Below are 24,350 nucleotides of genomic sequence, written 5' to 3'. Positions count from 1 at the left end.
AGAAACAGCGAAAGCACATAGATAGTTAGCACTTGTACGGCAAGTCACGACCGTAAGCTTTGTCGTTGTTCATTCACGACAAGGCACTTAAATGCTGGATCTATCTCTGTCGGGCAAGGCTTCTGCACTCCCGCATCTGCAACTGATAAAAGACAAAGCCCCGGAGTGGCTGCTTCAGGCTGAGCCGCCAACCCATGCGGCCTTGCGCAAGGCCTCTCGGCGCCCCGTGCAATGGCTGAAAGGCGCACGCAAGTCCAGCCCTGATCAGGTCGCCGAACTGCAGCGCCTGTATGCCGAGCACCGAAAGCACGAGCACCTGGTTCGCCCGACGCTGGATCGCCTGTCGACGCTGGAGGACTTCGCAAGGCCCTTGCTGACAGCCGCCATCAAGGACCGCTTCGGGCTGGAGGTGGACGTCACCGACACCTGGCTGTTCCACGCCAGTCGGGCGCGGGTCGATCAATCGTTCAATACGGCATCCAGAGACCCTCTAACGCAGGCAAACATTGCACTGAGGGCCGCGACCCAGAGCCTGCTCAAGGCTGCGCTACAGAATTTCGAAGCCTGGGAAACCGCACCGGGCGCAATGGACGCCAGCACCGGTATCAAGGCCCAGGTGTTTTCTTCCTTTGAAATCCTCGGCCCACAGATCACCGGCAAGTCCCTGCCTATTTCCCCGGCCGGCTTTGCGGCGCTGTGCCGTGAGCTGGACCTGGGCGGCCAATATCAAGCGCATATCCAGACCGCCTTCAGCACGCCTTCGACCCCTGACGAAACGGAAGACGCTGCGGCATCGAGGCTGCGCCAGACCTTCATGCAGCTGGAAGCATCGTCGATCCGGCTGCAGTTGCAGATTGCATCCCTGCAACAACAGATCAGCCCGGATTTGCAAGGCGCATTACTGGAGCTTCTCGATGGCAAGCAACAAGTCCGCCTCGATAACCGGCCAGTCAACTGCAGCGTTGTGTGCCTGGGCGATATCGAACTGAGCGGTCTTCTGGTTATTGGCAAGGACCGGGATATTGCCACTCAGGCAGAGCGGATTGTGGTGTATATCCCGGATGATCCCGTTGCGCCGTTGAAGGAATACGACTCGGTCGAAGTCTTCATAAATGAATTACGCGACCGGATGTTCATCAACGACTACCTGAACTTCTTCATGCGCTTCATACCGGCGCGCCATCGAAGTGCCTTGTTTGAAAAGTTATCCGAGCGCCTATACCCCAAAGTCAAGAAAGGCGGCATTTTCGAGCGCAAGTGGCTGGAGCGTGAGGCGGACCGAAACGCCCGACTCCACCTGAGAGAAACCGTGCTGCAAGGTCCACTGCTGGACAACCTGCACGAGCGCAAACGCGAGGCTTTGCGCGACGACGCACTGTTTCATGGTGTGCCTACAGCAGAACAGGATCAGAAAACCTTCGATGAGCGCGTGCAGTACTTCATGGACACCGCCTTCAATGTCCTGAATATCGCAGGCTTCGTCGTTCCGGTATTGGGCGAAGTGATGATGGCCGTCACCGCCATTCAGCTGGTTCACGAAGTGTATGAGGGCGTGGAAAGCTGGGCCAAGGACGAGAAACAGCAGGCGTTCGCCTACCTGTTCGATGTAGTCGAGAACGTTGCCCTGATATCGGCTCTTGGCGCTGCATCGACGGGCGCCGCAGGTATCCCGGCGGTACAGGCGCCCGAGTTCGTAAACAGCCTCAAGCCCGTGGATTTGCCGGGCGGCACGACCCGCCTGTGGAAGCCTGACCTGACGCCCTTTGCCCATGACATCGTACTGCCCAAGGGTCTGCAGCCCGACGCTACCGGGCTGTACACCTGGCAAGGCAAGCAGTGGTTGCCACTTGAAGGACGTACCTATTCAGTCAGCCCTGCCACGAGCGGCGACGGTTACCTGATCGAGCACCCGACCCGCGCGGACAGCTATCGGCCCGCCTTGCGGCACAACGGCGCAGGCGCATGGCTGCATGAGCTCGATCAGCCGCTGGAGATGGAAGGCCTGAACCTGTTTCGACGGTTGGGCTATTCCAGTGAAACGTTTTCGGACAGTACCGCCAGGCGCATCGTCAAGGTCAGCAACACGCCTGAATCCGTGATGCGCGAGGCACTGACCGATCAGCGTCGTCCTCCGGCATTGCTTGAGGACACGGCGCGCCGGTTCAGGCTGGACCAGGAGATCGAGTGTTTCATCGAACAGCTGGAAGCCAACGATACGAACGCCGCGGCGCCCCTTCAACTTGAACTGTTGAGCCAGGACCGTGGCTGGCCGAGCAATCGCGCCTTGGTACTGGTGGATGCCGAGGGCCGCACGCTGCAGACATTCGCTCCGGCCTATCAGCCGGTCGTGTCTGACACCCTCAACATCACTGTTCATGCCGACCAGCCGGATGCCCTGCGCCAGGTGCTGGAAAAGCTGAGCAACAACGAAATCCGCACCCTGCTCAACGAAGAGTTCGGTGCAGGCCAGCTTGGCATGTCACCGCGACTGATCACGTTACGGGCGCAATTGGCGGCACGCGCCCGTACCACGCGGGGCTGGCTGTTCGAGTCTCATTACCGCGCATTGAACACCACCGAGGCGCAAGGTGCGCAAACCCTGCAGAAGGCATTTCCCGGTCTGCCGCCTTTGGTAACCGAGGAACTGGCCAGCCATGCCTCGCCTGCCGAAAGACTGCAACTCGTGGCAGAACGACGTGTACCGTTGACCATTGCCGAAGAGGCCAGCGCCTATTTACAACAGGTAAGGCTGGCGCGGGCCTATGAAGGGCTTTATCTGACCTCGGTCTACAGTGCCGACACTGACTGCCTTGCATTGCACAGCCTTGAAGCCCTGCCGCAATGGCCGCCCCAGGTCAGACTTGAGGTCCATGACCGGTATTTCGGTGGCCGCTTGATCGACAGCATCGGCCCCGAGGATGCCCCCGTACGCAAAGTACTGATCAAGGACGGCAATCGTTACCAGGCCCGTGACGCTGAGGACCAGCACCTGCACGGGCTGGACGATCTGTACTCGTCCGTGCTGCACGCCCTGCCCGATGCCCAACGCAAGCAATTGGGCTTTGCCCGGACCAGCGAGGGCCAGACGCTGGCAGCGCTGATTCAGGACAATCCCCTGCCCCGCCAGCACCTGGCACCATTGCTGAAAATGCAGGCGATCAAGCCAGGCTCGAAATCCCCCATGCGCCTGGCTGACGGTCGCCTTGGCTACCCTCTGAGCGGTAGCGGCAGAGTCGACTGGCACATGACCGACGAGAGTCTGCTGGACAAGATCCGCACACTTGAGCTGGAGGATGCGTTTCCCGAAGACATCCTCGACCGTCTGCGCCACGCCGGCTGGGACAACAGAACCATCGATACGCGACTCAACGACCTGCTGGGCGAGCAAATGCTGTTGCGCGCAAGTCTCGACGCCTGGACCTATGAATCCGTGGCAATGCCCCCCATGAGTCAGGCTCATATCGACAGTCGCACGCGCATCCACGAAGCGATCTGGAGCCACTGGCGCCTCAACAACCTCCCCGAGATAGGACGGACGCTTGAGCCGCTGCGCCTGCACCATGTCTCGCTGAGTGATTTTCCGCAACATCTGCCGGACTTCGTCTTCAACCGCGTTACCGCACTGCACCTGGAAAACATATCGGTCGAGTCCGGAGCGCGACTCGATCCAGCGGATATAACGCCAGCAGGCATGAACCTGCCCCGACAGTCGACCAACAGCGTCGAACTTGGCGCCTTCCTGCAGCGCTTCCCGCATACCCGCGCACTGAACCTGATCAGTGAGCCCGCCTCCCGTCTGGCCCCCGAGCCCTCGATCTTTCTCAACCTGCCTCAGCAAGTGTCCCGTGTGCTGCCCCAACTGACCGAACTGGGGCTGATCAACCAGGGCATTTTTCTGGACCAGGCGCAAATGGACCCCTTGCGCAGCATGCCTGGCCTGAGGATGCTGAACCTCAGTGGCAATCGCCTGATCAGCGTGCTGCCCATGGACCTGAGCTGGCTGCACCTCGACCGGTTGGTGCTGGAGCGGGTCAGCATGCACCGCTGGCCGTCCTGGCTGACCGACATAATCCCGAACAACATTCGCGAACTGTCGGTGGCGCACAATAACCTGACGGAACTGCCCGGGTGGATCCTCGACAATCCTCCCAGCCCTGAGCATCGGACAGTGATTGACTTGCGCGGCAACATCCTGTCCCGACACACTGCGATGCATGCACGTATCAATGAAGCGGTAGCCGGCAGTTCCTTCAGTTTTGTCATGGACACTCCGGTTGCCGTGCAGGCCGCTGTAAACAGGCAATTGAACGAAGGTGCAGAATTATTTGCCGCCGTTGATCGGTGGACGCATGCCTCCAGCTCGATGGCCTTACCGAGCGAGCAGACCCTCGAATCACGCCGTCAGATCGGCAGGCTTCTGACCGATCACTGGCGAACCTTCAGCCTGGGGCAAATCCACAGTCCACTGCGCCTCGCAGACATTGCGTTGGCCGACTTTCCCCGACACCTGCCGGATTTCTTTTATCGCCAGGTACGCTATCTGCATCTGAGCAGAATCATTGGCACAGCCGCTGATCTGGATCAACTGTTGCGCCGCATGACGGATCTGACCTCGCTGGAAATAAGCGGGCATGTCGCCCCCCTGCTGCAACTGCCACCGGCGCTGCTCGAGCTTCGATCTCTTCGTACACTATCGCTGATGGATCAAGGGATGCTGGTAGAGCAACAGCACATCGATTTCTTCGGCCGGATTGCGACGCTTGAAAGGCTGGAGCTGGATGGCAACCGGATCGGTGCCATCAGCGACCTGGCCAGCCTCAGTGGCACAGCACTTAACTGGCTGTCACTGAACAACATCGGATTGGTCGAATGGCCAACCTGGGTGGAGAGCATGGTCCCAGCCCAGATCAGGACACTGTTGCTGGAAGGCAATCTGATCAGCGAACTGCCAGAACACATACTCGCCAATCCCGGCAGCGAGTTTTCGCACACGGAAATAAGCCTGCTGAGCAATCCGCTTTCCGAAGACACCATGCGCCGGGCACATCTGTCAGAACGTTATGGACGCTCTTTCACCTTCGACATGGATCTGCCGCCCGAGCTCAGCGCGATGGACTGGACGGAACACCATGACTCGGACGCATCGATCTCTGATTATCTGTCATCAGATGACAGTCGGGCATCGACTCCGGAGCCCGTCACCGTCGAGCCCTGGCTGGACGACAGCAACCCGTTGAGCGCCGGGCGGCGTGAGATGTGGGAGCAACTGGAGGCCAGCGAGCACACCCGCAACCTGCTCGACCTGATCGACTCGCTGCGTCGCAGCGCCGATTATCGCAACATCACCAGCCGCACAGCACTGCGCGAGCGCGTCTGGCGGGTACTGACCGCAGTGAGTCAGGAGCCTCAACTTGGAGAGACCCTCAACGCCATCGCCGAAGAACCGCTCAGGCTGTTTCGTGACAACGACACTTGCCCGGACGGCATTCTTCTGGAATTCAACCAGATGGAGGTGCTGGTGTTCGTCCGGCAGTCGTTGCAGGACGTCGTAGCGGAGCAGCGCGGCGCCCTGTTGTATCGGCTGACCGTCCGGCTGTATCGCCTCTCCGAGCTGGATGCCGCAGCCCGCGAACAGTCCGGGGGCCGTGATGAAGCCGAGGTGCGTCTGGCGTATCGCACGCACTGGGCCAGCGCGCTGGACTTGCCAGTACCACCGGAAGGCATGCTTTTCCAGGCTCACGCAGCCATCAGACCCGGGGAGTTCGACACTGCAATGCTTCGCGTGCAAAACGGAGAACGCGGCGAGCCCTTCCTGCGCTTCGCTCAGCAGCAGGATTACTGGATCAGCTACCTGCGTGAAACCCACACTGGACGCTTCGAAGCACTCGAACGTACCTACAGGACTGAACTGAACCAGCTCACCGACGAGTTCGAACAACGCAATATCAGTCTCGAAGACCCGGAGTATGAAGAACGGATTGTAGAGTTCGAAGCCACATTCAAGGAGCAGCAGACAGCGCTGATCAGGGAACTGACCAACGCCGAAGGAATGGAACACCCCTGATCGGGGCAGTTGCCTGGCACACAAGGCGTGCCAGGCAACTCACTGGCCGGAGAGCCGGTTTACTCAGCGTTCCGCACCTGGCCTTCAAGCTCGGTCTTGAGGCCGGGTTCCAGCTTTAACTCACGCGCCAACTCATCGAGGTAGGCGCGTTCCATGAAGTGCTCTTCATCCACCAGCATCACACTGGCGATGTACATTTCCGCCGCCATTTCCGGCGTGGTCGCGGCCCGGGCCACCTCTGCCGGGTCCAGCGGCTTGTTAAGCTCGGCGTGAAGCCATTGCTGAAGCGTCTGATCGTTGTTCAGTTTGGTGAACTCACCTTCGATCAGTTCGCGCTCACGCTCATCGACATGGCCATCGGCCTTTGCGGCGGCGACCAATGCGCGCAGGATTGCCTGGCTGTGCTGCTCGGCTTCAGCCTCGGGCAGCCGGTCGATGGTTTGCGGTTCACGTTGAGCGGCAAGCCCCTGGCTGGACTGCCAGTTGTTGTATGCCTTGTAAGCCAGTACTCCTAGCGCCGCCAGGCCTCCGTAGGTCAACACCTTGCCGCCCATCCCGCGGGTACGCTTGCCGCGCAGAAGACTCATGGCACCTGCGGCCAGGGCGCCACCACCGGCGCCGGACAGCAGACCACCCAGTCCATTCTGGGAACCGCCCTGTCCTTTGCCACCGCCAAGCAGGCTGCCGAGGCCATTGATCAGTGAGTCGCTGCCCGACGATTGCTTGCCGGATTTGCCTTTGTTCTTGTCCTGCAACATGCTTTGTCCGGACTTGAGCAATTGATCGAGTAAACCACGCGTATTCACAGGAAGCCTCCTACAAGGTTTGTCAGATGAGTCATTGACCAACAAGTTGAAGAGAAGTCACTGTCTGGCTATTACCGGTGTGCTTCCGGATGTTACGGGTTTGAGCAGATACCCGTTCGTCAATCTGCCCCGCCTATTGGCGAACTGCGTGCAACCCGCACCTGTGGCGAAGAGTCAATAAAGTACAGGCTGCAGGTAAAAGCAGGTATGCAGCCCCTTTCCTGAACTGAGCAAACACACATCCCTATTCATATGAATACCCTTGCCTCTTCATGCAGATTTTCAGGAGCTTGTCCGAAGTGATATCGCCCACTGGTTTCCCGACCGCCAACGGCAAGGCCGCCGGGATTATCCGATCCAGGGACTGGAGTCAGACTTCACTCGGACCGATCGAGCATTGGCCGGTATCGCTGAAAAACACCCTGAATCTGATCCTCAATTCTCCGGAGTCCATGTACCTGCTCTGGGGACCGGATCTGGTGTTTTTCCACAATGACGCCTATACCCCGATCCTCGGCCCGCGCAAGGACGACGCTATCGGCGCACTCATTCCGGATCTGTGGGCAGACGTCTGGGACCAGGTCGCGCCGCTGGTGATCGACGCCCTCGCCGGCAAGCCCTGCCACTACCAGGACTTGCCGCTGTCCATGGCACGCTACGGCGAGGTCGAGCAGACATGGTGGTCATTCTCGTTTTCACCGGTCATCGACGAGCATGGCGTGGTAGTCGGCATGTTCTGCATTACCAACGAAACCACTGCGCATGTTCTCAATCAGCAAGCGCTGCAGGAAAGCGAGCGCAAACGCCTGAAACTGATTGATGATCTGGTCAGTCTGGAACGACAGCAGACCGCCAGACTTGAACAACGGACGCTGGAGCTGGACACGTTTTGGCAAATATCTCCTGACCCGCTGGCGATACTCGATTTCAACGGTATCTTTCTGCGGGTAAACCCGGCCTGGACAGCGCTGCTGGGCCACCCGGAACAAGAGCTGCTGGGCACCTCCATCATGACCCTGCTGCATCCGGATGATGTCAGCAACACCCAGAATGCTCTGAAACACACTGTCAACCATGTACTGCCGCTGTTTGAAAATCGTTATCAGCATGTCGACGGCAGCTACCACTGGTTCGGCTGGACTGCGGCACCCGGCAACGGAATCATTTTTGCGCTGGGCAAGCACCTGACCCACGAAAAGGACCGCATCAAAGCATTGCGTATTGCCGAAGAGGCCTTGATTCAATCGCAGAAAATGGAAGCGGTCGGGCAACTGACCGGCGGGCTGGCTCATGACTTCAACAACCTGCTGATGGGCGTCACCGGCAACATGGAGCTGCTGCTGTCGAGGATCAGACAGGAACGCTTCACGGAACTGGACCGCTACATCAACGCAGCGCTGGAAGGCTCGAGACGCGCGGCATCCCTGACACATCGGCTGCTGGCATTCTCGCGCCGTCAGACGCTGGCCCCCAAGGCCACGGATATCGATCTTCTGGTCGCGGGCATGGACGAGCTGATTCGGCGCACCGTAGGTCCGGCCATCGATATGCAGGTCAATACCTCACGCGGGCTATGGGCGACCCTGGTTGATCCGCATCAACTGGAAAATTCGCTGCTCAACCTGTGCATCAACGCCAAGGACGCCATGCCCGATGGCGGAAAACTGCTGATCCAGACGGGCAATCGCCACCTGACGGCAGTCATGGCGACCAAGTATCAACTGCCCGCAGGCCGTTATGTGGAACTGTCCGTCAGCGACACCGGCACCGGCATGAGCAACGACGTCATGGCGCGGGCCTTCGACCCGTTCTTCACCACCAAACCGACAGGCATGGGCACCGGGCTGGGGCTGTCGATGATTTACGGTTTTGCACGGCAGTCCGGTGGCGGCGTTTACATTACATCAAAGGTTGGCGAGGGTTCGAAAGTCTGCATTCTGCTGCCGATGCACGAAGGCGAAGCTGAAACGGTGGTCTTCGATGACAGCCCGTTGCAAGTCCCCGCTTCCAGCACGAGTGACGAAACCATTCTGGTCGTCGATGACGAGCCCGCCGTGCGCTTGCTCATTGCCGAGTTGCTTGAAGACCTTGGCTATATTGTCTTGCAGGCTGAACGGGGTGCCGATGCCCTGGCCATTCTGCAGTCCAAAGCGGCGATCGACCTGCTGATCACCGACGTCGGTCTGCCGGGCGGCATGAATGGTCGTCAGGTCGCAGACGCGGCGCGGGATGTCCGGCCCGACCTGAAAATCCTGTTCGTGACTGGTTATGCTGAAAACGCCGCGTTGGCGCATGACACGCTTGAGCCTGGCATGCATGTGCTGCCCAAGCCGTTCGCGATTGCCGAACTGATCGGCCGCGTCACCGAACTGCTGGAAGGCGAGTAACAAAAAAATTGAGCGCCGTGCGGCGCTCATTTATCGGGTATTGCCAGCAGAGAATCGATTGGCGATCAGTCGCGCAGGTCAGACTCATGAATGGGCTGATCACGATGCGTAGCGCGTTGATACTGCGCAGGCCAGGTTGCCAGGCGGCCACCCAGGTCTTCATCGGCGCGCAGTGGCCAGTACGGATCACGCAGCAGCTCACGCGCCAGCAGGATGATATCGGCCTGCCCGGTGCGCAGAATATGTTCTGCCTGAGCCGGATCGGTAATCATGCCCACCGTGCCCGTCGCGATGTCGGACTCCTTGCGAACCCGCTCGGCAAAGCGCGTCTGGTAGCCTGGGCCAACCGGAATTTCCGCATTGGCTGACGTACCGCCCGATGAGACATCGATCAGGTCCGTCCCGATTGCTTTCAAGCGACGCGCCAGCTCGACGGTTTCATCGGCGTTCCAGCCGTCTTCCACCCAGTCGGTGGCGGACACGCGAACGAACACTGGCAGCTCTGCAGGCCATACCGCACGCACGGCTTCGGTCACTTGCAGTGTGAAGCGAATGCGGTTCTCGAATGAACCACCGTACTCGTCGGTGCGCTGGTTGCTCAGAGGCGACAGGAACTGATGCAGCAAATAGCCATGGGCGGCGTGGATTTCCACTACCTTGAAGCCCGCCTCCAAGGCACGCCGCGCAGAATCGACAAACGCCTTGATCAACTCCTGAATCTGCGTTTCGCTCAATTGCACAGGGGTCGTGTGCTGCGGATCGAATGCAATCGCTGAAGGCCCGACTGGCGTCCAGCCGCCTTCATTGAGAGAAATACTGCCATGCTTGCCAAGCCACGGGCGCCAGGTGCTGGCCTTGCGGCCGGCGTGCGCCAGCTGGACGCCTGCAACTGCGCCCTGAGCGTTGATAAAGCGCGTGATGCGTTGCAGCGGTTCGATCTGTTCGTCGTTCCACAGCCCAAGGTCTTCGGGAGTGATGCGGCCGTCCGGCGTCACCGCCATCGCTTCGGTGATGACCAGTCCGGCACCGCCGACGGCACGGCTTCCAAGGTGAACCAGATGCCAGTCATTGGCCAGGCCGTCGACACTGGAATACTGGCACATCGGCGACACTGCGATGCGATTGCGAAGGGTCAATTGGCGCAGGGTATAGGGTTCAAGCAGCAGGCTCATGGCAACCTCTCGTAATGAAAATTCAGGTGTCCAGGTTCCGTTCATTCAAAGAACAGGTTTGGCAAACCGTGTAGTGTCGACAACCCGGTGGAGAGCGGGGTTCCTGCTATCGTCAACGCGGTGCGATATGCACCACCATCAGCTGCACGGTTTCGTTGCCGCGAAACTCGTTGAGGTCGAGTTTGTAGGCCAGCTCGACCCAGCGGATATTCGGATTGGGCCAGACATCCCGGTCGACGCCGAACGCAATGCCATCGAGCTTGACGCTGCCGCACTCGGTCTTGAGCACCATCTTCAAGTGACGCTCGCCCACCACCCGTTGCTCGACCAGCTGAAACACGCCGTGGAACAGGGGCTCGGGGAAGTGCTGCCCCCAGGGACCGGCATTGCGCAGCGCGCGGGCCAGTTCCAGGTGGAATTCCTCAACGGCCAGCGAGCCGTCGGACAGCAGACGTCCGGTCAGGTCCTGCTCATCGAGTTGACGACGCACCTCCAGATCGAACGCTTCGGCAAACGCCGGGAAGTTCTCTTCAGGCAGCGAAAGACCTGCCGCCATCGCGTGGCCGCCAAACTTGCTGATCAGATGCGGATGGCTGGCCGCCACAGCGTCCAGCGCATCGCGAATGTGAAACCCCGGCACCGAGCGGGCCGAACCTTTGAGCACACCCTCCCCGGCGCTGGCGAACGCGATGGTAGGTCGGTGGTAACGCTCCTTGAGACGCGAAGCGAGGATGCCGATGACCCCTTGATGCCATTCGGCATCGAACAGGCAGAGGCCGAACGGCATCGACTCTACCGGCAGGTCCTTGAGCTGGGCGAGCGCTTCACGCTGCATGCCCTGCTCGATGGATTTGCGATCCTGGTTCAACTCGTCCAGTTGCACGGCCATTTCCCGCGCCAGTGTCGGGTCGTCACAGAGCAGGCATTCGATGCCCAGGCTCATGTCATCCAGACGCCCTGCCGCGTTCAGGCGTGGCCCGAGGATGAACCCCAGGTCGGTGGAGGTGATGCGCGAAGGTTCACGCCGGGCCACTTCCAGAATGGCGCGCAGCCCGGGTCGGGCACGCCCGGCACGGATACGCATCAGCCCCTGATGAACCAGAATGCGGTTGTTGGCATCCAGCGGCACCACATCGGCCACGCTGCCCAGCGCAACCAGGTCCAGCAGCTCGCCCAGATTGGGCTGGGCACGCTGATTGCTCTCGAACCAGCCGGTCTCGCGCAGACGCGCACGCAAGGCCATCAATACATAGAAAATGACCCCGACACCGGCCAGCGACTTGCTGGGAAAGGTACAGCCTGGCTGGTTCGGGTTGACGATGGCGTCTGCGGCAGGAAGCTCATGACCAGGCAAATGGTGATCGGTCACCAGTACCTGCAAGCCGGCCGCCTTGGCCGCCGCCACGCCCTCGACGCTCGAAATACCGTTATCCACGGTGATCAACAGCTGAGGTTCGCGCTGCAACGCCACTTCGACGATTTCCGGCGTCAGGCCGTAGCCATATTCAAACCGGTTGGGCACCAGATAATCCACATGCGCCGCGCCCAGCAGACGCAGGCCCAGAACACCCACGGTGCTGGCGGTCGCGCCATCGGCGTCGAAATCGCCGACGATCAGCATACGCTGGCCCTCGCGTAGCGCAGTCACCAGCAGGTCCACCGCAGCATCGATCCCCTTGAGTTGCTGATAAGGAATCAGCCGCGCCAGGCTTTTGTCCAGTTCGGCCTCGCAGGCCACACCTCGTGCTGCGTACAGTCGAGTGAGCAAGGGCGGCAGGTCGCCGAGGAACGGCAAGGTGTCGGGCAATAGACGAGGTTCGATGCGCATGCGGGTCAGCTGATTCTCTTTGCAGTGTCGATGAATGTGTTTTCGATCGGAACCGGCGGCTATCAGCCGCGCTCGCCCGCAAGCCATTGCAACTGGACTTCATGCTGGCCGCGGTCGTCAGTGACGAACACCGTCCCTTCACTGATCATCACATCCCACTTGATGACCCGCGGCATGTCCTTGGCCAGCACTTCCAGCACTTCCTGCGGGACGGCGGCGATATTGACGTTTTTCAGGTTCTTGATCGCCGGGATGACCTTGCCTTCCCAGACGCGCAGGCTGCCATAGGCCAGCAGGCTGGTGCGTTCGGTACGGCGCGAGCACCAGGTCAGTCGGTCGGCGTCCGGCTGGCCGACTTCGATCCAGTGCAGAACGCGGTCATCGAGGCTTTTTTCCCACAGCGCGGGTTCGTCCACATCAGACAGGCCGCGACCGAACGACAACTGTTCGTTGTACCAGAAGGCATAGGCCAGCAGACGCACGGTCATGCGCTCTTCGGTTTCCGAAGGATGACGGGCAATGGTCTGCTTGACGCTCTCGTACACGCCGCGATCAAGGTCGGTGAGGTTGAGTTCGAATTTGTAGGTCGTGGACGGCTGGGCCATGAACGGGCTTCTAGAGTCTGGAGGGAAGACAGCAAGTCTACCCGATGCCGGGCCTGTGAACGAACTTGCTCGCGCAAGGATGTGCTTGCCCCCCATTTGCAGGACGAACAAAAATCGATAATTTGAAACAAATTTCTGATACATATCTGTGCTAAAGACGATCTGCAGCGAGCACCCGAACTCCCAACCGGGGCACCTGAATGTGACGCCACTGGCGCAGCACCATTCAAAGAGCTGCCAACCCTACCTCAGACTGTTGAACCCTTTTCGAGGATGACACCCGCGAATGCCCCTTCCTGCCTCGTGCTGTACAACGGCTCGATTGATGCTCGCCCTGTCGCTGGCTGCCATGTCGTGCGTCAGCCAGGCCAGGGAGACGCTGACCTGGCTGATGCGCGACATCCCCCCTTCAACGATTTTTTCCGGCGCCATGCGCGGCCAAGGTGCAATTGATCAGTTGATGCCCTTGCTGACAGCACGAATGCCCGAGTACAACCACGTGCTGATGCGGGTCAACCGCGCCAGGGCTCTGCAAATGCTGAGCGACGACACGTCTCTCAGTTGTGATCCCACCATGCTGTGGACGGCAGAAAGAGCCAGAACCCTGCTTTTTTCCATACCGATCGGCGCCATCCTCAGCAGCGGCCTGATTGTGCGCAAGGAGGAGATGTCGAAGTTCGAGCCCTACGTGGAGGACGGAAAGCTAGACTTCGCGGCCTTGATGGCCAGCCGGACGATCAAATTGGGCATCGTTGCCGAACGCAGCTATGGAGAAATGATCGACCACACGCTGCACGACGTCGATGAAGATATCCTCGTGCCGCACTACGGTAACGATGCGGTCGGCAGCCTGCTGCAAATGGAGCGTCTGGGGCGTCTGCAAGCCTTTATCAGCTTCTGGCCGGAAGCGCGCTATCAGGCCATGCAACAAGGCATAAGGCCGGAGGAACTGGCCTTCTTGCCGATCAAGGACAATCCTGCATACCAGTTCGTCTATGTCAGTTGCAGCAACTCGCCCAAGGGCAAGCAGGCCATTGAACTGATCAACCGCGAGATGCGCGTGCTGCGTGAAACCAGCCTGATGGGCTTTTATGCGCAGTGGCTGGAGCCCGCGCAACGGGCCAGCTACCTGGAAGACGTCAAGGCACTGCTGGACAAGGAATGACCGGACAAAAGAAACCCCGGGCAGAGGGGGACCTGCTCGGGGTAAACGTGACCTTATCGGTCATGACGTCAGCCGTTGATCACCGGAGCACAATGATCAAAACTGACGTAATGCATAGGAGTGCAGCGAACCCTTCAGGTTCCAGTTCCTTTAACGCCGGTTAAGCAACTGTTAAGCAAAAGATGGGGTGCCGACAAACGTACGGCTGATTGCAGCATTGCGCATGGCGGCAATGACGCAGGGTTCGATTCGCCCCTCGGCAACCATAAGATCGCGGCGCAGACCGTCTACCACGTCGGTGAGCTGACGTTTGTCGCTCAGTTGATCAGCGCTGAATGCGCGCTCGATCACACAGGTGCCCGCTTTATCTTTCAGAGTCACCAGACGTTCGCCCCGAGAACCGGCCGGGCCAATACTGGCCTGATAGGGAGCCAGCGCTTCGCTTAGCAGTAAGCTGATATTTTCCATCCGGATCACCACTCAACAGTTTGAATGCAAAGGTGCTAACCAATGACCATCGGCGACAGCAGAAAGTTCTTTCTATCGCCAGATCGCAGCACCTGTCTGTCATTTCGAGCATGCCTGCTGAATGTGACAAGGAAAAAACCGGACGCCGATGCCAGCCGAAAGTGAGCTTGTAGGAAGAATCCAACACAATTCCGCTACGCGTCCTACAAGGTGCCTATGCTCTTGATCACTGCGTTAAACAATTCCATCGCGTGCAATACCCGTATAGCCCTTTTGACGGAGCCATCCCTTGAGCGATTCCGCTGATCGCCGGTTGCGGGTCATCGTGGCTGATGACCACCCGATTTTTCTCATCGGCCTGCGCGTTGTACTGGAGCAGGACAATCTGGCCAGCGTCGTCGCCGAGGCCTGCAATCCGGACGAACTGCTCCAGGTACTCGAACGCCACGCCTGCGATGTGCTGGTGACTGACTTCATGATGCCCGTCGAACGGCAGAACGACGGCCTGCGTCTGCTGCAACGTATTCGCCGGGATTTCCCGGCGCTGCCAGTGATCGTTGTCACCACCCTGAGCAATGCCGGACTGTTTCAGTCCATGCTGGACCTGGGTGTCCGGGGTTTGTTGAGCAAGGCCAGCCTTGCCGGAGAACTGCCTGCTGCCATCAAGGGGGTCAGGCGCGGTGGGCTTTTTGTCGCCGATTCGGTACGCAGGGTACTCAGAGAAGCACGCCAGCATGGGCCCGACGCGCTGCTGCAGGCAGATCGCTTGTCGCCAAGGGAGCTGGAAGTGTTACGCCTGCTCTCGGCTGGCCACACGGTGGGGCAGATCGCGGCGCAACTCAATCGCAGCAAACAGACCGTCAGCGCCCAGAAAGTCGCCGCCATGCGCAAGCTCGGACTGGCCAATGACGCTGCTCTGTTCATTTATTTGCAGGAAAGCGGTCTGTCCTGAGGCGGGTTGTCTCTGGAAACAGCTTGCAGATGGCCGCTGTCACGCTCCGCCACCCAGCGCATGAAGGCCGAGGCCGGCATCGGGCGGGCAATGAAATACCCCTGAATGGCGGGATCGCCCAGCGCCAGCAGACTGTCAACGTCTTCAATCGTCTCGACACCTTCAACCACCACCGACATCGACAGCCGCTGCGCCATGAACAAAGCACCGGCCACGACCGCCGATTTACGCGCGTCGTCGGCCATGCCGCGCACGAACTCGGTTGGTATTTTCAGCTCGCTGAAAGGTAATTGCAGAAGGCGGTCGATGTTCGAAGCGCCCATGCCAAAGTCATCGATAGACAACTTGCAACCCTGCATGCATAACCTCAGCAGGCCTTCGAGCTGCCAGGTTTCCGGGCGCGCGGCGTCCTGCTCGAGGATTTCCAGGGTCAGCGCGGTGGCCGGTACGCCATGCCGGGCAAGCGCTTGCATGATCTGCTCGGCGAAATCCAGCTGCTGCAGCACTTGCGGGTCAATGTTGACGGCAACCGACAGCGGCTCACCCCGCTCGCGCATGACCTGCGCAGAGAACTGCAGGGCCTGATCCAGGACCCGCCAGGTCAATGCAACGGTCAGCCCTTCAGCCTCGATGACGTCGATGAATCGCCCGGGTGCCAGCAGCCCATACACGGGGTGCTGCCAGCGAACCAGCGCTTCGGCACCCAGCAACTCGCCCTGCAGACTGACCTTGGGTTGAAAATAGGTGATCCATTGTTCGGCAATGGACGCCACGTCTATCGGTCCGCTGCGCGTCGGGTCAAACAATTCGATGGCGGAAAGAGCTCTAAACGCGCTGCCCGTCGGGGCCTGCTCTACACAGTCTGTCCGACCGGGCCCATACGCCTCAAGCAACTCGTACAACGCCCCGGCGGACGCAGGTTTCTGCACATACCCCAGAACGTTCAGGCCTTGGGCGAGCGCCAGTTGCGCGGCCCCTTCCAGCACGCAGGCGGCGGAACAGCTGACGATGATCAGCGCACGCGCCAAACCGTTCTCAGCCATGAAGCGGATCAATTCCAGGCCGTCAGGCCCTTCCATCTGCAAGTCGCAGATCGCGATGTCGACCGGACCACGGCTTTGCAGGGAAAGCCTGGCGACTTCCACGCTATCGGCCGTCAGCACATCGAACACCTGATTGGCGTTGAGCATCTGATGCAGAGCCATCAGCTGGAAGGGATGATCCTCGAGAATCAGAACCTTGAGTGAGTGCACGATCACGCCTGCGGAGTCAGAGCCAGCGGCCCGGGATAACACTTACTGTAGCGGGTCCCGGACACCCGCCCCATAGGACATGTCCTAAACCCGCCACACGTTGTTCGCAAGATTCAACCGCCTGGCACCGCAGTCTCCGGCACGACCACCAGTTGCACTTCGATATCAGCGCGCAGACGGGTCATGGCTACCTCCAGTGCCTGCCAGCGTTCCGCCAGACTGGCCGTGCTCTGCAGCCGGACACTGTCGTCCAGCGCGGCACACGCCTTGGCAAGCGGCACTGCGTCAACCAGGCTCGCCGCCCCCTTGAGGCGATGCAGACAGGCGCTCAGCATCTTCCAGTCATTGGCCGACACCGCAGGCTCCAGCAAAGCGTATTCGTGCCTCAGATTCTTCCATAACTCGCCCAGCAACCGTTGCATCTGTTGCGGATTAGCCTGAGTCATGGTTTGCAGCGTGCCGATGTCGAACGTCGGCTCACGCACCCGATCCGCCAGCTCCTGGGCCAGACGCGCCAGTGACAGCGGCTTGATCAGCAGGCCGTCCATGCCTGCCTGCTCGCAACGTGCCGCCTCGTCACTCATCGCGTTGGCGGTACAGCCTATGACCGGGCATCGCTGACGTTGCTCTTTCTCTTCGATCTGGCGAATGGCCTGGGTCAATGCGTAGCCGCTGATACCCGGCATGTTGCAGTCGGTGATAACCGCATCAAACGCCCCTTCACACCAGCTCGACAACGCCGCCCTGCCGTCCTCGACCGCCGTTACCTGATGGCCAAGAAACTCCAGCTGCCGGGTCAATACCAGACGATTGGCCGACATGTCATCGACCACCAGCAGATGAAGGCTACGCGTGTCGACGGGCGCATCCGCAACATCGTCCGCGGGCAAAACCGGCTCGCTCACCCTGGTCAGCGGCAGGTCGATGGTGACCAGCGTCCCTTTGCCCGGCTCGCTGTGCAGGCTGATGTCGCCCTTCATCAGTTCAACCAGTTGCCGGGTGATACTCAACCCCAGCCCGCTGCCCCCGTAGTGTGCGGCCGTGTCGTCATTTGCCTGGGTGAAAGGCTGAAATACCTGCTGCTGACGCTGCGGATCGATCCCTTCGCCACTGTCCTGAATGCCAATGCGCAGACGCGTGGACTCAGGCGAGTCACTGGTCACATCAAGCGTCACGACCACCGCACCTTGCCGAGTGAACTTCAACGCGTTGCCCAGCACATTGTGCAGCACCTGACGCAACCTCAAGGGATCCAGCCAGTAGTCGCCCCGCGCCTGCCCGGAGAACTCCAGGCGCAGTTCCACCCCCTTTTCCCGAGCCTGCGCGGAAAAAAGCTCGATCACCCCGTCGAAAAGCCCTTCCAGGGAAGTGACAGCCAGTGACAACTGCATGCCGCCCGCTTCGATTCTGGCCAGATCAAGGCTTTCGCCAATCAGCGCTACCAGCTCCGTAGCTGAGCGGTGGGCCACTTGCAGGCCTTGCGAGGGAATCCTGCCCAGGCGCAAGGCCTGTTCGCATTCCAGTTCCAGCAAACCAATGATTGCCCCCATCGGCGTGCGAATTTCATGGCTCATGCTGGCCAGGAAAGCGCTTTTTGCCTCGTTGGCCTGAGCGGCCAGATGCATGGCCTCCTGAAGCTGCTGCTCCAGTTGCTTGCGCTCGGTGATATCGATCCAGCCGCCAAGCAGCCCCTGCAACTGTCCATCGGCGGCGAAGAACGGGACCGTCCATTGCCAGACGTCCATGCGTTTGCCAGGCAGTTCGATGGTGCGATCGGAAAAGACCGGCTGATGATTTTCCAGCAGATTGAGGTAATCGGTGTGCATCTGCTCGGCCAGCGCGCGCGGGATCAGATTGACGTCCGTGAGGCGTCGGCCATTCATCTGTTCGAAACTGATGCCCAGACTCTGCTCGTAGCTACGGTTGCAGGAAATCAGACGCCCTTTGAGATCGCGTACATAAATCGGATTGGGGATACCGTCGAGCAGAGCGTGTTTGAAGGCCAGTTGATCATTGAGCTGTCGTTGCGCCCTTTGGCGCTGGCGAATCTGCACCTTGAGGCGACTGCTCCAAATCAGCGACACCAGACCGGTCAGCAACGCCAGGGACACTACCCAGAATACCCATTGCGGTATGCGCGCCCAGAGCGACGGCTGAGGCAGCGCCGATCCCAGCCACTTCAGACGGACTGAACGCAATTCGGCTACCGGGAACTCTTCCAGCGCTTTGTTCAGAATCCCCAGCAGTTCGGGTTGGGTCTTGATCACTGAAAATCTGTCGGGCGACCACTGGCCTTCGACACTTCTGGCAACCTTCAATTGTCCGGACGGAAACAGGTAGGCCCCCACTTCATTCTGAATGGTCGCATCGGCAGCACCACTTTCCACCAGCGCACGGGCCTGATCGTAGGTGTCCACCAGTCGCAGCTGGATCGAGGGGTGCTCGCGCCTGATGAGGTCCTCGAGCGCATGCCTGGCCGGAAGGGCCAGTACTTTCCCGGCCAGACTGTCGAGCGATATGCGCGACGAGCGGTCGGAGCGCACCACGAACATCCAGCTATTGCCGCCGAACGAATAAGTGAAGTCCAGAAACCGGCGACGCTCGGCATTTTCCGCGAGCGTGGTATTCATGTCGGCCTGACCGGCGCGCAGCATGTCGATGGACTGCTGCGTGGAAGGCGATTCCTGATGGACGAACTGCAATCCGGTCATGCGCGAGATACGTGACAGCACATCTGCGTTCAATCCCACCCAGTGGCCGTTACTGTCTTTGTAGATATACGGTGGGTGCTGCACGGTCGCAATGGTTACACTCGGATGCTTGAGCAGCCAGCGTCGCTCAGCACTGGTAAGGCGAATGCGTTGCCCCTCCACGTCAGCGCCCAGACCCATGGTCCAGCGGCCGAGCACTTCACGACTGGTCGAAGGTGCAATGCTGTCCAGGGCCCGATTGATGAAGGTCAACAGGCGCTGCTCGTCGTCACGCACCGCAAAGGAGAACCCCACCGGGGGCAAACGACTTTCGAATTTGATCTGCAAATCGAGGTAGGGCCGCAGGGCGGTATAGGTACGGACGATGACTTCGTTGCCGATGAACACGTCCACTTCACCCTGACTTAGCGCTTCCAGAGCACTGTAGAGGTTAGGCGCGATAATGATCTGGCTGTCAGGGTAAACGCGATGCACCACGTCCGAATCGGCATAGCCGTCAAGCAGTACGACCTTCTTGCCGGCCAGGCTCGACAACGGGCTCAAATCGTTGCCGCGGCCAACGACCACCGATCGATCAGGCATGTATTCGGTCGAGAAGGACAGTCCTTTCACACCGCGCTCGAAACCGTTGGCACTGGTCAGCAGGTCTATGTTGCCGTCGCGCAGCGCATCGATAGCCTCGTAACGCTTGGCAAACCCGGTGACCTGCACCGGGAGGTTCAACTGGTCGCTGACCAGCCCCAGGTAGTCGGCACTGATGCCCTGATAACGGTTGCGGTCACTGGTGATATCGATCGGCTCGTAGTCTGCGATCGCAATGCCGACCCGAAGAACCTTGCGCTGGTCGAGCCAGGCCCGGTCCTGATCTTCGAGGATCAGATCCGCCGAAGCCACAAAAGGGGCTGTCAGTGAAAACGGCAAGCTTTGCGCCGCATTGGCTGCCCCGGCAAAAACCAGCGCCAGCAACACCCATACCCTGCGCCATGCGCGGCATCTCGATGTGTTGCCTGCCTCCCTGACTACGCCTTGCATACTTGCCTGCTTCACTACGAATGACTCAACTCAGTGGTTCGAAAAACCAGCGAAGTTTGGCACGTAGAAACAGAAAGGCCCGCCAAGTGGCGGGCCTAAAGTTGTTACACGACGCTTCTGTCAGAGCGGTTTACCGCGATTGCCGTGCTGGCTGACAAACGCCTGTATGGCTTTCAGGTCATTTGGCAGAACAGTGCAGCGCTCGTCACGCTCGAACAAATCAGACAAATGTGCAGGTAGCTCAAGCGCTTTTCCTACACCGGCCTTCTCCACCGCTTCCGGAAACTTGACCGGATGCGCGGTGCCCAGAATCACCATCGGCGTGTCCAGACTGCGGCGGCATTCGCGCGCGGCCTTTACCCCGATAGCGGTATGCGGGTCGAGCAGCTCGCCGGTGCTGGCAAACACTTCGGCAATGGTCGTGCAGGTATCCTCATCACTGACTGCCAGCGAATCGAACAGTTTACGGGTCTCGGTCCAGCGCTCTTCTTCGACGCTGAAACCGCCACCCTGGCGGAACGTGCTCATCAGCCCGGCAATGGCAGCGCCATTGCGACCGTGCATGTCGAACAGCAGGCGCTCGAAGTTGGACGACACCATGATGTCCATGGAAGGCGACAGCGTGGCGTGCAGGGTTTCCTTGACGTACTGATTGCCGCTCATGAAGCGGTGCAGGATGTCGTTGCGATTGGTGGCGACGATCAACTGGTTGATCGGCAGCCCCATGTTGCGCGCCAGATAACCGGCAAAGATATCGCCGAAGTTACCGGTCGGTACCGAGAACGATACCGAACGCGCAGGTCCGCCCAACTGCAGCGAGGCGTGGAAGTAGTAAACGATCTGAGCCATGATCCGCGCCCAGTTGATCGAGTTGACCGCGACCAGCGGTGTGCCCTTCAGGAAGCTCTGGTCAGCAAAGCTGGCCTTGACCATTTCCTGGCAGTCGTCGAAGTTGCCTTCGACCGCGATGTTATGGATGTTGTCGCCGAAGATCGTGGTCATCTGCCGACGCTGTACATCGGATACACGATTGTTCGGGTGGAGGATGAAGATGTCGACGTTGTCGCAGCGACGGCAGCCTTCGATGGCCGCAGAACCGGTGTCGCCCGAGGTCGCGCCGATGATCACGACACGCTGGCCACGCTTGGCCAGTACATAGTCCAACAGGCGGCCAAGCAGTTGCAGTGCGAAGTCCTTGAAGGCCAGCGTCGGGCCATGGAACAGCTCAAGCACCCACTCGTTGCCATGCAGCTGGCGCAGCGGCGCAACAGCGCTGTGGGCAAACACGCCGTAGGTCTCTTCGAGAATCTTTTTAAAGTCGGCATCCGGGATGCTGCCAGCCACGAAGGGGCGCATCACCCTGAAGGCGAGTTCGTGATAAGGCAGACCTGCCCAGGAAGCGATCTCTTCCTGCGTGAAGCGTGGCAGGTTTTCCGGCACATAGAGGCCACCATCGCTGGCCAGACCAGTCAACAGCACGTCTTCGAAATTCAGGGCCGGCGCCTGGCCGCGAGTACTGATATAGCGCATGGGATCAAACCTTTGGTCTGGGCTGAAAGCCAGGGCTCCAGGGCTGCAAGGTCGAAACGATCGGCTTGCGGCCTGGAACTGACAGCTTGCAGTTGATGTTAATTAAGGTGCTCGACGCGGATACGAACCACCGGGCCAACGACATCCTGCAGGGCTTCCAGGGCTTGAATGGCGTCATTGATACCCTGCTCCACTACCCGGTGAGTCAACAGGATCATCGGCACCAGGCCATCGTGTTCTTCGACATCCTTCTGCATGATCGATTCGATGTTGATGCCACGCTCGGACAGGATGCTCGCGACCTGGGCCAGCACGCCCGGGTGATCCTTGGCCTGAATGCGCAGGTAGTAGGCGCTTTCGCAGGCTTCGATCGGCAGGATCGGGTGGGCTGACAACGAATCGGGCTGGAAGGCCAGATGAGGGACCCGGTTTTCCGGATCCGAGGTCATCGCACGGACCACATCGACCAGATCGGCCACCACGGAAGAAGCCGTAGGCTCCATACCGGCACCCGCGCCGTAGAACAGCGTCGAGCCGGACGCATCGCCATTGACCATCACCGCGTTCATGACGCCGTTGACGTTGGCGATCAGGCGATCGGCCGGGATCAGCGTCGGGTGTACACGCAGTTCGATGCCTTGAGCCGTGCTGCGTGCAACGCCCAGGTGCTTGATGCGATAGCCCAGCGCTTCGGCATAGTTGACGTCTGCAGTCGTCAGTTTGGTGATGCCTTCGGTGTAGGCCTTGTCGAACTGCAGCGGAATGCCGAAGGCAATGGAGGCGAGGATGGTCAGCTTGTGCGCAGCGTCGATACCTTCGACGTCGAAGGTCGGATCGGCTTCGGCATAACCCAGGGCCTGAGCCTCGGCCAGAACATCGGTAAAGGTGCGGCCCTTCTCGCGCATTTCAGTGAGGATGAAGTTGCCGGTGCCGTTGATGATGCCGGCCACCCAGTTGATACGGTTCGCCGACAGGCCTTCACGAATGGCCTTGATGACCGGAATACCACCGGCAACAGCGGCTTCAAAAGCAACGATCACGCCCTTCTCACGCGCCTTGGCAAAGATCTCGTTGCCATGCACCGCGATCAGCGCCTTGTTGGCGGTCACCACGTGCTTGCCATTCTCGATGGCCTTGAGTACCAGTTCGCGGGCAACGGTGTAGCCGCCGATCAGCTCCACGACGATGTCGATTTCAGGGTTGGTCGCAATGGCAAACACATCGCTGGTGGTAGGCGTACCGGTAATCTGGCAATTGGGGTTTGGTGTACGAACCGCAATTTGCGCAACTTCGATTCCACGCCCGGCACGGCGGGCAATCTCCTCGGCGTTACGCTTAAGTACGTTGAAGGTACCGCCACCGACAGTACCCAGCCCACATATGCCTACTTTGACCGGTTTCACTGATGAACTCCCCGAAAAACAGCCGAACCTGAATCGGCTGTGGAAAAACTGCCGCATGGCGCCATGCGGCTGAAATTTTGACGACACTTCGGCCACTTGCGCCGTGTATGCACAAGGCGCGCCTGAAAACACCGGCTTATTTGGCGCCCATTGCCAGCTTGGCAACCTGAGCTGCAGGCTGATAACCCGGAATTACCTGACCGTCGGCCAGGACAATCGCAGGCGTCCCGTTCACGCCGATCGACTGGCCGAGCTCATATTGCTTGCTGACCGGATTGTCGCATTTGGCGGCCTTGATGTCCTTGCCATCGACCATGCGGTCCATCGCGCCTTTGCGATCCGTGGAACACCACACCGCCTGCAACTGCTCGTCACCCGGAGAGCCAAGGCCCTGACGCGGGAATGCCAGGTAACGGACTTCGACACCCATCTTGTTCAACTGGCCGACTTCTTCGTGCAGCTTGTGGCAATACGGGCAAGTCGTGTCGGTGAATACTGTGATGTGCGACTTGGTCTCGCCCACTGCCGGATAGATCACCATCTCGGAAGCAGGAATGGCGTTGATGGTCTTGGAAATGGCCAGACGTTCGGTTTTCTCGGTCAGGTTGACCGGCTTGCCGTTCTGCACCTGAAACAGATAGCCCTGAACCACGAACTGACCGTCGGCACTGGCGTACAGGACGCGGCCGCCCTTGAGCTTCACTTCATAAAGGCCATTGAGCGGGCTCGGCGAGATACTCTCGACCGGCAGCTGCAATTCCAGCGAGTCGAGCGTCTTGCGGATGGCCTGATCAGGGGCTGCATCAGCCAGAGCAGACATACTGAAGGTGCCGGCCAGCATCAAAGCCGCGGCAGCGAAAATCTGTGGCAAACGCATGAAAACTCCTATGACGGCGGACAGGCTGGCAACTGTCGAAAAAAGGAGTGCCAGCCTTGATAGGCGAAACCGGCAAAGCCTACCACATAAGGCTCGC

14 protein-coding genes are annotated in these 24,350 nt (G+C 59.7%); 4 read left to right on the top strand and 10 right to left on the bottom strand.

Annotation, left to right across the window (positions count from 1 at the left end; all coding sequences use genetic code 11):
• The first annotated feature begins 91 nt into the window (after nucleotides 1-91).
• On the top strand, nucleotides 92-6,064 hold the full coding sequence (locus PI739_RS02185) for an NEL domain-containing protein (protein WP_271351455.1): 5,973 nt from the start codon (nucleotides 92-94) through the stop codon (nucleotides 6,062-6,064).
• Nucleotides 6,065-6,123: 59 nt separating this feature from the next.
• Here PI739_RS02185 and PI739_RS02180 read toward each other — a convergent pair whose 3' ends face one another.
• Complete coding sequence (locus tag PI739_RS02180; protein ID WP_054080746.1) at nucleotides 6,124-6,870, bottom strand: tellurite resistance TerB family protein; 747 nt, start codon at nucleotides 6,868-6,870, stop codon at nucleotides 6,124-6,126.
• Between the two features lie 299 nt (nucleotides 6,871-7,169).
• Here PI739_RS02180 and PI739_RS02175 point away from each other — a divergent pair, with 299 nt between their 5' ends.
• On the top strand, nucleotides 7,170-9,257 hold the full coding sequence (locus PI739_RS02175; RefSeq protein WP_058398149.1) for a response regulator: 2,088 nt from the start codon (nucleotides 7,170-7,172) through the stop codon (nucleotides 9,255-9,257).
• Nucleotides 9,258-9,322: 65 nt separating this feature from the next.
• Here the strand turns inward: PI739_RS02175 and PI739_RS02170 are convergent, their stop codons facing one another.
• The 3 genes from PI739_RS02170 to PI739_RS02160 form a co-directional block, all read right to left on the bottom strand.
• Nucleotides 9,323-10,429: an NADH:flavin oxidoreductase/NADH oxidase gene (locus tag PI739_RS02170; protein WP_003391177.1), complete on the bottom strand. Its 1,107-nt coding sequence runs from the start codon at nucleotides 10,427-10,429 to the stop codon at nucleotides 9,323-9,325.
• 112 nt (nucleotides 10,430-10,541) lie between these two features.
• Entirely contained in the window at nucleotides 10,542-12,257 is a 1,716-nt protein-coding gene (gene recJ, locus PI739_RS02165) for a single-stranded-DNA-specific exonuclease RecJ (protein ID WP_003364955.1), read from the bottom strand.
• Between the two features lie 62 nt (nucleotides 12,258-12,319).
• Complete coding sequence (locus tag PI739_RS02160) at nucleotides 12,320-12,862, bottom strand: YaeQ family protein (protein WP_003314240.1); 543 nt, start codon at nucleotides 12,860-12,862, stop codon at nucleotides 12,320-12,322.
• A 325-nt stretch (nucleotides 12,863-13,187) separates the two neighbouring features.
• Here PI739_RS02160 and PI739_RS02155 point away from each other — a divergent pair, with 325 nt between their 5' ends.
• Complete coding sequence (locus PI739_RS02155) at nucleotides 13,188-14,027, top strand: TIGR02285 family protein (RefSeq protein WP_003364958.1); 840 nt, start codon at nucleotides 13,188-13,190, stop codon at nucleotides 14,025-14,027.
• Between the two features lie 171 nt (nucleotides 14,028-14,198).
• Here the strand turns inward: PI739_RS02155 and PI739_RS02150 are convergent, their stop codons facing one another.
• On the bottom strand, nucleotides 14,199-14,495 hold the full coding sequence (locus PI739_RS02150) for a DUF3509 domain-containing protein (protein ID WP_003433423.1): 297 nt from the start codon (nucleotides 14,493-14,495) through the stop codon (nucleotides 14,199-14,201).
• Nucleotides 14,496-14,784: 289 nt separating this feature from the next.
• On the opposite strand from PI739_RS02150, the gene PI739_RS02145 reads away from it, so the two are divergent.
• On the top strand, nucleotides 14,785-15,447 hold the full coding sequence (locus PI739_RS02145) for a response regulator (RefSeq protein ID WP_003364962.1): 663 nt from the start codon (nucleotides 14,785-14,787) through the stop codon (nucleotides 15,445-15,447).
• Here PI739_RS02145 and PI739_RS02140 read toward each other — a convergent pair.
• From PI739_RS02140 to dsbC, 5 genes are all read right to left on the bottom strand, one after another.
• Complete coding sequence (locus PI739_RS02140; RefSeq protein WP_072365658.1) at nucleotides 15,420-16,700, bottom strand: EAL domain-containing response regulator; 1,281 nt, start codon at nucleotides 16,698-16,700, stop codon at nucleotides 15,420-15,422. The genes PI739_RS02145 and PI739_RS02140 overlap by 28 nt on opposite strands.
• A 113-nt stretch (nucleotides 16,701-16,813) precedes the next feature.
• A complete protein-coding gene (locus PI739_RS02135; RefSeq protein ID WP_058398140.1) occupies nucleotides 16,814-20,380 on the bottom strand; it encodes an ATP-binding protein in 3,567 nt (1,188 codons plus the stop codon).
• A gap of 183 nt (nucleotides 20,381-20,563) precedes the next feature.
• Nucleotides 20,564-21,973: a threonine synthase gene (gene thrC, locus PI739_RS02130; protein ID WP_003433427.1), complete on the bottom strand. Its 1,410-nt coding sequence runs from the start codon at nucleotides 21,971-21,973 to the stop codon at nucleotides 20,564-20,566.
• Between the two features lie 98 nt (nucleotides 21,974-22,071).
• Nucleotides 22,072-23,376, bottom strand: coding sequence for a homoserine dehydrogenase (locus PI739_RS02125; RefSeq protein WP_003364985.1), 1,305 nt, complete (start codon nucleotides 23,374-23,376; stop codon nucleotides 22,072-22,074).
• Between the two features lie 136 nt (nucleotides 23,377-23,512).
• The gene (gene dsbC, locus PI739_RS02120; protein ID WP_096105044.1) at nucleotides 23,513-24,253 is read right to left on the bottom strand and encodes a bifunctional protein-disulfide isomerase/oxidoreductase DsbC; all 741 of its coding nucleotides are present in this window, start codon (nucleotides 24,251-24,253) and stop codon (nucleotides 23,513-23,515) included.
• Nucleotides 24,254-24,350: the final 97 nt, after the last annotated feature.

This window comes from Pseudomonas cerasi, assembly GCF_027983475.1.
GTDB classification, from domain to species: Bacteria; Pseudomonadota; Gammaproteobacteria; order Pseudomonadales; family Pseudomonadaceae; genus Aquipseudomonas; species Aquipseudomonas cerasi.
The sequence above is the reverse complement of the archived record's forward strand: the minus strand, read 5'-3'. Positions and strand labels throughout refer to the sequence as shown.